This is a genomic window from Micromonospora sp. NPDC048905 (genome assembly GCF_040649655.1).
Classification (GTDB): domain Bacteria; phylum Actinomycetota; class Actinomycetes; order Mycobacteriales; family Micromonosporaceae; genus Micromonospora.
Map to the genome: position 1 here is coordinate 227,312 of NZ_JBEZFV010000003.1, position 11,359 is coordinate 238,670.

10 protein-coding genes are annotated in these 11,359 nt (G+C 72.4%); 7 read left to right on the forward strand and 3 right to left on the reverse strand.

Annotated elements, in window-relative coordinates; all coding sequences use genetic code 11:
* Positions 1–16: 16 nt before the first annotated feature.
* The gene (locus tag AB0C01_RS09235; protein WP_357252649.1) at positions 17–499 is read right to left on the reverse strand and encodes an MSMEG_6728 family protein; all 483 of its coding nucleotides are present in this window, start codon (positions 497–499) and stop codon (positions 17–19) included.
* Positions 500–594: 95 nt separating this feature from the next.
* On the opposite strand from AB0C01_RS09235, the gene AB0C01_RS09240 reads away from it, so the two are divergent.
* The 6 genes from AB0C01_RS09240 to AB0C01_RS09265 all read left to right on the forward strand — a co-directional run bounded on the left by AB0C01_RS09240 (position 595) and on the right by AB0C01_RS09265 (position 7,975).
* Entirely contained in the window at positions 595–2,565 is a 1,971-nt protein-coding gene (locus AB0C01_RS09240; RefSeq protein ID WP_357252646.1) for an NAD-binding protein, read from the forward strand.
* 69 nt (positions 2,566–2,634) lie between these two features.
* On the forward strand, positions 2,635–2,934 hold the full coding sequence (locus AB0C01_RS09245) for a type II toxin-antitoxin system Phd/YefM family antitoxin (RefSeq protein WP_357252642.1): 300 nt from the start codon (positions 2,635–2,637) through the stop codon (positions 2,932–2,934).
* On the forward strand, positions 2,931–3,173 hold the full coding sequence (locus tag AB0C01_RS09250) for a type II toxin-antitoxin system RelE/ParE family toxin (RefSeq protein WP_357570811.1): 243 nt from the start codon (positions 2,931–2,933) through the stop codon (positions 3,171–3,173). Before AB0C01_RS09245 ends, AB0C01_RS09250 begins: the two co-directional genes overlap by 4 nt.
* 90 nt (positions 3,174–3,263) lie before the next feature.
* Complete coding sequence (locus AB0C01_RS09255) at positions 3,264–6,173, forward strand: BTAD domain-containing putative transcriptional regulator (RefSeq protein ID WP_357570812.1); 2,910 nt, start codon at positions 3,264–3,266, stop codon at positions 6,171–6,173.
* A 30-nt stretch (positions 6,174–6,203) separates the two neighbouring features.
* Positions 6,204–7,193, forward strand: coding sequence for an ATP-binding cassette domain-containing protein (locus tag AB0C01_RS09260; RefSeq protein WP_357570813.1), 990 nt, complete (start codon positions 6,204–6,206; stop codon positions 7,191–7,193).
* A complete protein-coding gene (locus tag AB0C01_RS09265; protein ID WP_357252634.1) occupies positions 7,190–7,975 on the forward strand; it encodes an ABC transporter permease in 786 nt (261 codons plus the stop codon). Before AB0C01_RS09260 ends, AB0C01_RS09265 begins: the two co-directional genes overlap by 4 nt.
* A 58-nt stretch (positions 7,976–8,033) precedes the next feature.
* On the opposite strand, the gene AB0C01_RS09270 is transcribed toward AB0C01_RS09265, so the two are convergent.
* Both AB0C01_RS09270 and AB0C01_RS09275 read right to left on the reverse strand, forming a co-directional pair.
* The gene (locus tag AB0C01_RS09270; RefSeq protein ID WP_357570814.1) at positions 8,034–9,272 is read right to left on the reverse strand and encodes an APC family permease; all 1,239 of its coding nucleotides are present in this window, start codon (positions 9,270–9,272) and stop codon (positions 8,034–8,036) included.
* 10 nt (positions 9,273–9,282) lie between these two features.
* On the reverse strand, positions 9,283–10,029 hold the full coding sequence (locus AB0C01_RS09275; protein ID WP_357252628.1) for a phosphatase PAP2 family protein: 747 nt from the start codon (positions 10,027–10,029) through the stop codon (positions 9,283–9,285).
* A gap of 102 nt (positions 10,030–10,131) precedes the next feature.
* On the opposite strand from AB0C01_RS09275, the gene AB0C01_RS09280 reads away from it, so the two are divergent.
* Positions 10,132–11,343, forward strand: coding sequence for a DUF4032 domain-containing protein (locus AB0C01_RS09280; RefSeq protein WP_357252625.1), 1,212 nt, complete (start codon positions 10,132–10,134; stop codon positions 11,341–11,343).
* Positions 11,344–11,359: the final 16 nt, after the last annotated feature.

Below are 11,359 nucleotides of genomic sequence, written 5' to 3' on the forward strand. Positions count from 1 at the left end.
TCTCCGGCAGTCTCCTCTACGCGAGGCACCGGCGCGCGCGGTCCGAGGCAGGCCAGACGTACTCCAGATCCGTCGGAACGTCGTCACCGAAGAGGGGTCGGTAGTGCTCCGGGTCCTTGCGGACCAGCGACGAGCGGTGGCTCAGGTGCAGGTCGTCGCGACCCAGCCAGGGCGGCAACTCACCAGCCTCGGCCAGCTCGTCCTGGGTCCGTACGACGCCGGCCCCGCAGGCGGCCGCGAGGTCCACGGTCATCGTGGTGGCGCAGGTGTCCGCCCGCCCCGGCTCGGTCCACACCGCGCACATGTCCAGCCCGTAGCGGACGAGCGCCTCCTCGTACCCGGCCCACATCTTCACCGCCGGGTGGTTGCGCCAGCCGTACCCGGGTCGGGTGAGCCCCCGCAGCACCTGGATGGCCTCCACCCGCTGTTTGCCCAGCCGCTTCTGGTCCAGCGTGCGGGCGCTGGCCAGGAAGTCCGGGTACGGGAGGAACGTCTGCATGCGGCTGCACTACCCGTCGCGGGAGCCGGCATGCCTGGCCGCGGGATGATCCGGACGGGGTCGCCCACGGTGGCCGTGCTGATTACGATCCGGGCATGGCGGAGCCGTGGCGGGACCGGGCGCGACGGGCGGTCGAGTGGAACTGGCGGCTGCGGTCGGTAGGTGATCCCCGCCCGCACTACGTGATCTGCGGTAAGGACGCGCTCGCCTACTACGTGGCCCGGGCGATGCTCGAATCCGAGCTGCCGGCGGGCGGAGCCCGGGTGACGGTCGTGGTGCCGGAGCGTTACCGCAGCAACGGCCCGGACGTGGCGGGGTTGCGCGGACTCCGGGTGGTCCGCTCGGATCGGCTGGACGTGGCCACCTTCGAGGCCGCCGGCCTGGCCGGGGCGACCGGATTGGCCCTGCTGCACCAGGACGACGTCGGCAACCTGCACGCGGCGCTCTGCGCGCAGGCCGTCGACCAGCAGGTCCGCCAGGTGCTGCGGATGTTCAACGGCACTCTCGCCGACGGCGTACGCAAGCTGATCAGGGCGCCGGTCGAGGTGCTCTCCGACGCCGAGATGGCCGCGCCGGCCTTCGTGGCCGCCGCGCTCGGCGAGGTCGACCCCAGTTCCTTCCAACATCGGGACAAGACGCTCCGGGTGGCGCGGCGCGCCGACGTCCGCCCGCAGGACGTGGTCTGCGCCCTGGCCCACCTCACCGAGGCGCAGGGGGTGGAACTGCTGCCGGCCGAACAGGTTGGCGCGGACCTGGTGCTCGCCGAGGCGACCGGTCAGCCGCCGGGCACCGAGGTCGCCGCCCGTCGGCTCGTCCGGGCCCGCCAGCGACGCCGTCCGGTCTCGGTGCTGCTGGGAGCGGTACGCGGCTTCGCCACCCGCAAGATCGGCGTCGCGGTGATGCTGGTGCTCGCGGTGATCGCGGTCCTGGGGGCGCTGATCTCCCGCACCGAGGAAGCCTCCCCACTGGAAGCCCTGTACCTGACCCTGGTCACCACGCTCAGCGGCGCCGACCCGGACACCACCAAGTCGGCCGGCGCGCAGATCATGCAGGTGGTGCTCAACCTGGCCGGGTTGGCACTGATCCCGCTGATCACCGCCGCCGTGGTGGACGGCATCGTCAACGCTCGACTGGCCCTGCACACCGGCCGGTTGCAGCCCGCGCGGGCCGGGCACGTCGTACTGGTCGGCCTGGGCAACGTCGGCACCCGCGTCATGGCGCAGCTCCGCGAGTACGACGTCGAGGTGGTGGCGATCGACAAGGATCCGGAGCCGCGCGGTGGTGCCCTGGCCCGTCAGCTGGGGGTGCCGCTGATCGTCGGTGACGCCGCGCTGCCGGAGACGCTGGCCGCCGCGTCGGTTGTCGACTGTCAGGCGCTGGTGGTGGCGTCCACCGACGACGTGGCCAACCTGGAGGCGGCGCTCGCCGCCCGCGACCTCCGCGCCGACCTGCGCGTGGTGCTTCGGCTCTTCGACGGTGACTTCGCCGAACGGGTGGAGGAGACCTTCGCCCTCGGGGTGTCCCGTTCGGTCTCGTACCTGGCCGCGCCGGCCTTCATCGGGGCGCTCACCGAGCGCGCGGTCATCACCACGATCCCGGTCGACCGGCACGCGTTGCCGGTCGCCGAGGTGCCGGTCGCGGCCGGCTCCGAGTTGGACGGCCGGCCGCTGGGTGTGGTCAACCGGGACGGGCAGGTCCGGCTGATCGCCCGCACCCCGGCGGGTGGCACCAAGACGATCTGGTGGAAGGACCTCGACCCCCGCCAGGTGATCTTCGCGGGCGACCGGCTGACAGTGGTCGCCCGTCGGCGCGGCCTGGACTGGCTGACGCACCAGTCCGCCCCCCCGGCCCGGCCAGGCCCGGCCTCCCGGCCGGCCGGATCGGTCCACGGCGGAGTGCCCACCCCGGTGGCGGCGTCTCCCCCGGTGCCGGGCCAGACGGACTCGGGGGCCGGCGGGGCCAATCCCGTTCCTCCCGGCGGCGGTGCTCCCTCGACATCCACCGGCGGCCCAGAAGACGAATTCGAACTGACCCGCCGGCAGGACGGGACCGCCGAGGTGAGCTGAGGCTTCCTCGTCAACTGCTTACCTCTCCGACGATCAAGGCCGCGCGGTACCGCGTGGTACAGTTCGTGCATGGAGAGGATCACGCTGCGGGAATTCCGCGACGGCGCGGGGCGGGTGCTGGATGGTGTCGAGCGCACCGGCGAGCCGGTCATCATCACGAAGTACGAGCGGCCCGTCGCCGTGCTCATCGGCATTGACGAGTGGGAGGAGATCGAGGCGTTCCGGGATCGCCGGGACTCAGCGGTGATCGCCCGATCTCGTGCCGAAGGCGAGTTCGTGCCGCTGTCGGCGGCGCTGGAGTCGCTCGGTGTCGATCCACGTGAGGTGGAGGCGCTTCTGGCCGAGCGGGCCAACGGCGAGGCGGCGTGAAGGTTCAGATCGACCGAGACGTGCTGGTCTGGCTGCACAAGCAGCCGCGCAACGTGTTCCTGACCGTTCTGGGTGCAATCCTCGGTTTGGTCTCCGATCCCGCGCCGCAAAATTCGACCGAGATGCGCGACGGATCTGGGCGCCGTTTGCGGGTCGGTGACTACCGGGTCCTGTACCGCCTCGACAGTGACGAGCTGACCGTCCACGACGTCGGTCATCGTAAGGATGTCTACTCATGACCCGTCTGGCTGTGCGCCCTATCTGCGCGCGACGAAGTTGACGAGCGGCTGACCGAGTTCACCGGCCGGCACTGAGTGACAATCAGTGCCATGCGTTTCCGCGTCCTGGGGCCGACCCAGGTGTTGCTGGCCGACGGGCGTGAGATTCCCGTCGGCGGTCCGCGGCTGCGCGCGCTACTGGCGCTGCTGCTGCTCGACGCGGGCCGGGTGGTGTCCGCCGAGCGGCTGATCGACGGTCTGTACGGCGAGCACCCGCCGCGGGGTGCCGCCAACGCGCTCCAGTCCCTGGTGTCGCGCCTGCGTCAGGCGCTGCCCGCCGAGCACACCCCCGTCGAGTTCCACCCGGCCGGTTACCGCCTCGCCGTGGATCCCGCGGACGTCGACGCGTACCGGTTCGAGCGGCTCGCCGAGGCCGGGCGTCGCGCGCTCGCCGGCGGTGACCAGCCGCGCGCGGCGGCCGTGTTGCGCGAGGCGCTGGAGCTGTGGCGCGGTCCCGCCCTGGCCGACGTCATCGACGTGGCTGGCGTACCCGCGCAGGCGGCCCGGCTGGACGAGCTGCGGCTGGCCGCCACCGAAGACCGGATCGAGGCGGAGTTGGCGCTGGGCGGGCACGCCGAGCTGGTCCCGGAGCTGCGGCAGCTCGTCGTGGCGCAACCGCTGCGGGAGCGGCCGCGAGGCCAACTCATGCGCGCCCTGTCCGCGCAGGGCAGGCCGGCAGAGGCGCTGGCCGAGTTCGAGGACGCCAGACGCAGCCTGGCCGAGCAGCTCGGGGTCGACCCGTCGGCGGCGCTGGCCGCGATCCACCTGGCCGTGCTGCGCGGCGACGACAGCTCTGCCGTGCTGCGCGGCGACGAGAGTTCCGCCGTGCGTCCGACGACCGAGCAGGCGCTGCCGAGCCAGCTCACCACGTTCGTCGGGCGCGAGGAGGAGCTCAAGCGCGTGGGGGAGCTGCTCGGCGAGCGCAGGCTGGTCACCCTCACCGGCCCCGGGGGAGCGGGCAAGACCCGGCTGGCCATCGAGGCGGCGGGCCGCGCGGACGGCGAGGTCTGCTTCGTCGAGCTGGCCGGGCTGGCCGACGGGTCGGACGTACCGCAGGCGGTGTTGAGCGGGCTCGGTCTGCGGGACGCGGGCCTGCGGGCACCGGCCGAGCCGGGCCGACAGTCCACCGACCGACTGGTCGAGGCGCTTGCCGAGCGGCGGTTGCTGCTCGTCCTCGACAACTGCGAGCACGTCATCGCCGCCGCGGCCCGGCTCGCCGCACGTCTGCTGGGCGCGTGCCCGGCGCTGCGGGTGCTCGCCACGAGTCGCGAACCGCTCGGGCTGGCCGGCGAGGCGTTGTGCCAGTTGTCCGGGCTGACCCTGCCGTCACCGGACGCGTCGACGGAGGATGCCGACGGCTACGCGGCGGTCAGCCTCTTCGTGCAACGGGCAGCTGACGTCGCACCCGACTTCACCGTCACACCGGCCAACGTCGACGTGGTGCTGCGGATCTGTCGTACCCTCGACGGCCTGCCGTTGGCGATCGAGCTGGCCGCCGCGCGGCTGCGGGCGTTGCCCGTCGCCGAGGTGGCCGCCCGACTCGACGACCGGTTCCGGTTGTTGTCCATGGGCAGCCGGGCCGCGTCGCCCCGACACCGCACCCTCCGGGCCGTGGTCGAGTGGAGCTGGGACCTGCTCGACGACGCCGAACGCACACTGGCCCGCCGCCTGACCGTCTTCGCGGGCGGCGCGACGCTGGAGGCCGCCGAGCGGGTCACGGGCCTTCCCAGCGCCGAGTTCGTCGACGCGCTCAGCGGTCTGGCCGACAAGTCCTTCGTGGAGTTGAGCGGCGGCCGTTACCGGATGCTGGAAACGGTGCGCGCCTTCTGCGCCGAACGTCTCGCCGAGGCCGGCGAGGCCGACCAGCTACGTCGTGCGCACACCGGTTACTTCCTGGAGTTCGCCTGGACCGCCAGCGACCACCTCCGGCAGGTCGAACAGTTGCACTGGTTGCGGCGGCTCGACGCCGAGCGGGACAACCTGCACGCCGCGCTGCGCCGTGCCACCGCGGCCGGTGACGCACCCGACGCGGCCGGGCTGGTCGCGGCCCTATCGTTCTACTGGTGGCTGCGTGGCATGCGCGGGGAAGCGGCCCGGTTGGCCGCCGACGTCCTCGACCTGCTGGGGGACGAAGCGCCGTCCGGGCTGCACGAGGAGTTCGCGCTCTGCGTCTACAACGCCTCGCTCGCCGGAGTCGGCCACCTGCCGTCGCTCGGCACGCAGCGGTCCGTGATCCGCAGCCTCGACCGGCCACCTCGACAACCGTTCCTGCTGTACCTGTCGGGGATCTCGACCGGGCCGCCGTCCGGCGGCGCCGACCACGTCGAGGAGCTGATGCGGGAGCTGCGGCGGCTGGTCGGCCCGGACGCCTGGATCAACGCGCTCGGCGCGATGGGTAGCGGCTCGGCACTGATGTGGAGTGGCGACTGGGACCGGGCCGGGAGCGCGTTGGCCACCGCGCTCGACGGCTTCCGGAGCACCGGCGACCGGTGGGGCTGCATGATCACGCTCGGTGCGCTCGGCGAACTGGCTGCCTGGCAGGGTGACCCGGAGACGGCGAGCGCCCACATGGACGAGGCCATGGGACTGGTCGAGGAGCTCGGGTCGGCCGTCGACCAGGCCGACATGCTGCGGACCAGGGGCGAGATCCGGCTGCGGGCCGATGACCTCACCGGGGCACGGGACGACTTCGCCGGTGCGCTGCTCCTGGCGCAGCGCAGCGGCGCGCCCGAGTTCGTGGCCAGTGCCCGCCTCGGCCTCGCCCAGGTGGCCCGGCTGCGCGGCGATCTGGTCGAGGCGAGACGGTTCTGCGAGGAGGCCCTGGTGGGTGGGCTCACCGGGTGGTACGTCGGCGAGGCCACCCGCGCGGAGATCATCTTGGCTCTCGACGAGATCACCAAGGCGGAGCGGGCCGGAGCCGCGAGCCGGCCCGGTGCGCCGCCGTCAGCGGACGGTGCGTGACCCGTCAGCGCCCGACCGCACCCTGGCGGCATGACGACATTCGACGTGACAGCGGAGGGGCTGGGCAAGCGGTACGGCCCGACCCGCGCACTGGACACCTTCGACCTGACCGTACCGACCGGCACGGTGTACGGGCTGCTGGGGCCGAACGGCGCCGGGAAGACGACTGCCGTACGGATCCTCACCACGCTGCTGCGCTTCGACGCCGGCCGGGCCACCGTTGCCGGGTTCGACGTGGGGCGTCAGCCGGACGAGGTGCGCGCCCGGATCGCGTTGACCGGTCAGTACGCCGCGGTCGACGAGATCCTCAGTGGCCGGCAGAACCTGGAGTTGTTCGGCCGGCTGTTCCGGCTGGGTCGGCGGGCGGCCCGCCAACGCGCCGACGAACTGCTGGAACGGTTCGGGCTGGAGGAGGCGGCGAGTCGGTCGGCCGGTGAGTACTCGGGTGGGATGCGCCGCCGGTTGGACCTCGCGGCCAGCCTGATCCGTACACCGCGGGTGCTCTTCCTCGACGAGCCGACCACCGGCCTGGACCCGCGTAGCCGCAACCAGGTGTGGGACCTGGTCCGTGGCCTGGTCGCGGACGGGACCACGGTGCTGCTCACCACGCAGTACCTGGAGGAGGCCGATCAGCTCGCCGACCGGATCTCGGTGATCGACGCCGGTCGGGTGGTGGCCGAGGGCTCGCCGGACGAGCTGAAGTCGAGGACCGGCGGCGACCGGATCGAGGTGGTGGTGCGGGATGCGGCCGACCTGACCCGGGCTGCCCGCATCGTCGCATCGATCTGTGCCGCGGAGCCGGAGCGCGACCCGGAGGTGCGGCGGCTCAGCGTGCCGGTGGCCGACCGGGTCGCCGGGCTGGTCGACGTGGTGCGGGCGTTGGACGAGGCCGGTGTCGCGGTGGAGGACATCGGCCTGCGGCGCGCGACGTTGGACGAGGCGTTCCTGTATCTGACCGGGCACCGACCGGACGAGGCCCGCGAGCCCGTCGGCGTTGGAGGAAAGGCGGACGTGGCATGACGGCTGCGGTGACCGACGGCTGGACGATGACCAGGCGGAACATGATCCACGTGATCCGCGCACCGGAGGAGCTGATCCTCTACTTCTCGCTGCCGATCATGTTCGTGCTGGTCTTCGGGTACGTGTTCGGCAGCGGCATGCAGGTGGCGGGTGGTGGCAACTACCGCGAGTTCCTGCTGCCCGGGGTCTTCGTGATGACGATGCTGTACGGCCTCGGCGCCACCGCGACCGGCGTGGCGCTGGATCTCAGCCGGGGTGTCGTCGACCGGTTCCGGTCGATGCCGATGGCCCGGTCCGCCCTGATGACCGGCCGCAGTGCCGCCGACCTGCTCCGCGCCCTGCTGGAGATGTCCACCCTGCTGGTCTGCGGCCTGCTCGTCGGGTGGCAGTGGCGGCAGGGTGTCGGCAAGGCGTTGCTCGCGGTCGGGCTCCTCCTGCTGCTCCGGATCGCGATCACCTGGGTCGGGATCTACCTGGCGCTGCTGGTTCGCAATCCGGACACGGTCGGCGTGATCGTCTTCCCGGCGGCGTTTCCGTTGAGCGCGATCTCGAATGTTTTCGTGTCGCCCGAGCTGATGCCGTCGTTCATCGGGACGATCTCGGAGTGGAACCCGTTGTCGGCCACCGTCGCGGCGATCCGCGAACTGTTCGGCAACCCGGGCCTGGGTGGCGACTCCTGGCCGGCGGAGCACGCCGTGCTGTTGGCGGTGCTGTGGCCGGTGCTGCTGATCGCGACGTTCGCGCCGCTCGCGGTGCGCCGCTACCGGCGGCTGAGCCGCTGACCCCTACCCGCCGGTGGCCTGCCGCCGCTGGCCCCTGGCCGCCGGTGGCCTGCTCAGGTCACCGGCGGGCGGGGCGCAGCGCGTACCAGGCGGCACCGGCGGCGAGCACACCGAAGCCGGCGAGGACGCTGCCCGTGGGCAGGTTGACCGCGAGCAGCAGACAGCCGACCAGCCCCAGGCCGGCGAGCACCCGCACCGGCAACCGCCGACCGGGTTCCCGCCCCAACGTGAGCGCCGCCGCGTTGGTGATCGCGTAGTAGACCAGCACCGTGCAACTGGAGAAGCCGATGGCACCGCGCACGTCGCCGAGCAGCACCACCACGATCACCACGGCGGCGACCGCCAACTCGGCCCGGTGCGGCACCCGGTGCACCTGGTGCACGGCGGCCAGCGCGCCGGGCAGGTCACGACGGCGGGCCATCGCCAGGGTGGTCCGGCCGATCCCGGCGACCAGGGAGAGCAGGACACCGACGACCGCGATGGTGGCCCCGGCGCGGACCACCCAGGCCAGGCCGGGCAGCCCGGCGGCGGTCACCACGTCGACCAGGGGCGCCGCGGAACCGGCCAGCCGGTTGGCGCCGAGCACGCCGAGCGCGATCACGGCCAGCACCAGGTAGATCGCGAGCACCACCCCGAGCGCCAGCGGCACCGCCCGGGGAATGGTCCGCTGCGGGTCGCGAACCTCCTCGCCGAGCGTGGCGATCCGGGCGTACCCGGCGAACGCGAAGAACAGCAGCCCGGCGGCGGTGAGCACACCTCGGGCGGAGCCGCCGGGCTCGCCGAGTCGCTCCAGGTGCACCGGCCCGCCCACCAGGCCGACGGTCGCGACCAGGGCCAGCACCGCGAGCACCAGCGCGACCAGGACTCGGGTCACGGTGGCCGTCTTGCCGATGCCGCGCAGGTTCACCGCGGTCACCGCGAGCACCGCGCCGACGGCGACCAGCCGGGCCTGCCCCGGCCACAGGTACGCCCCGATGGTCAACGCCATCGCCGCGCAGCTCGCCGTCTTGCCGACCACGAAACCCCAGCCGGCCAGGAACCCGGCGAACGGCCCGAGGCGCTCCCGCCCGTAGACGTAGGTGCCGCCGGACTCCGGGTAACGGGCCGCGAGCCGCGCCGAGCTGGTCGCGTTGCAGAAGGCGATGAACCCGGCCAGCACCAGCGCGGGCAGCAACCCGGAGCCACCGGCCGCCGCCGCGGCCGGACCGAACACCACGAAGACGCCCGCACCGAGCATCGAGCCCAGACCGATGACAACCGCATCGGGTACGCCGAGCCGCCGCGACAGTCGATCCACAGACTGAAACCTAGGGGTACGAGGTGAACGGCCGGTCCCAGGCGCGTAGCCGGCCGGGGAGCGGGAGGTCGTCCCACGGCACCCGGTGCAGCACCCGGTCCAGGAACAGCCCGATCAGCAGGGCTGCCACGCCGTCGGTGAGCCAGTGGAAGTTCAGGTAGGTCGTGGTGACCAGCAGGATGGCCGGCGGGGCGAACCGGATCAGCCGGTGCACCCTCGGGTGCAGTCGCCCAGCCGTCAGCGCGGTCAGCAGGACGGCTATCACCCCGTACCAGAGGATCGCATTGACGACGTGCCCGGACGGGTAGGACAGGTCGTACTCGGTGGGCGGCAGGTCATTGAAGATCCGAACCGACTGGGTCGGCGGCAGATCGGAGCTGGGCGCGGCCCGGTCGGTCAGGACCTTGAGCGGACCGACCGTCAGGTAGAGCAGCACGAAGGCCCCCGCCACCAGCAGCAGCGGCCGTACGGTGCGGCCCCGCCAGGCCACCGCCACGGCGAGCGCCCCGGCGAGGGGCGTCAACAGCCAGCCCCCCTGGCCGATGAGGTTGAACGCCCGTGCCGTCCAGTAGATCGGAGCCGGGTGGTGGGCATACGCCCACTCCCGGACCGCCAGGTCCAGCCCGAGCAACGCACCTGTGGCGAGGGCCACGGTCACCGCACCGAATCCGACCAGCAGCAGGGCGTCGAACCACCAGCCGGCCGGGCGGACGGGCCGTAGCCGCAGGTCACGTCGTACCGCCGTGGGTTTGAGCACGCGACCACGCTACCGGCCCGGCGCGAGGCCGGGGTGTTCGGCGCTGTGTGCCCAACCACGATGTGAGGCGGATGTGGGGGGCGAGGCGTCATGCTTGTGCCCGTGCGGATCACGTCTGCCCTCGTGGACCCGGCGCTGCTCGACCTGCCCTGGTCGACACCGCTGGAGGAGTGGCCTGCCCAACACCTGGTGGCCCTGCCGCAGGGCATCTCCCGACACGTCGTCCGGTTCGTCCGGCTCGGCGACTACGTCTACGCGTTCAAGGAGACCCGCGAACGGATCGCCGAGCGGGAGTACGACCTGCTCCGGGCGCTGGAACGGATCGACTTCCCATCGGTCGAGGCGGTGGCGGTCGTCGCCGACCGGCAGGCCGAGGACGGGGAACCCCTCGAATCGGTGCTGATCACCCGGCACCTGCAGTTCTCCCTGCCGTACCGGGCGCTGTTCTCGCACACCCTGCGGCCGGAGACGATGAGCCGGCTGCTCGACGCGCTGGCCGCGCTGATCGTGCGGATGCACCTCACCGGCTTCTTCTGGGGTGACTGCTCACTGTCGAACACGCTGTTCCGCCGGGACGCGGGCGCGTTCGCCGCCTACCTGGTGGACGCGGAGACGGGCGCGTTGCACACCTCGCTCTCCAACGGTCAGCGCGGTGAGGACCTGGAGATCGCTCGGGTGAACATCTTCGGCGAGGCGCTGGACCTCCAGGCCGCCGGACTGCTGCACGAGTCCATCGACCCCGAGGTGGTCTGCGAGGAGGTCGTGCAGCGCTACGAGCGGCTCTGGCACGAGATCACCTACGAGCAGGCGGTCGAGCGGGAGGCCCGGCACGACATCGAGGGTCGGATCCGCCGCCTCAACGAGTTGGGCTTCGACGTGGCCGAGGTGGCCATGTCCTCCATCGACGACGGGCGTTACCTGGTCCGGCCGAAGGTCGTGGACGCCGGCTACCACACCCGGCGGCTGCTGCGGCTGACCGGTCTCGACGCCGAGGAGAACCAGGCGCGCAAGCTGCTCAACGACCTGGACGCCTACCGGGCGGAGAGCGACCTGGTCGACGAGCAGCAGGCCGCGCACCGCTGGCTCACCGAGGTCTTCGAGCCGGTGGTCCGGGCCGTTCCCGCGCACCTGCGCCGCAAGTTGGAGCCGCAGGAGCTGTTCGCGCAGATCATCGAGCACAAGTGGCTGCTGTCCGAGCAGGCCGGTCGGGACGTCGGGATGCGCCACGCGGTCCAGTCCTACCTGGCCGACGTGCTTGTGCACCGCCCCGACGAGCAGGCCGTGCTCGGAGTCGACGTCCCCGCCCTGAGCTGACCCGGCCTCCCCTGGC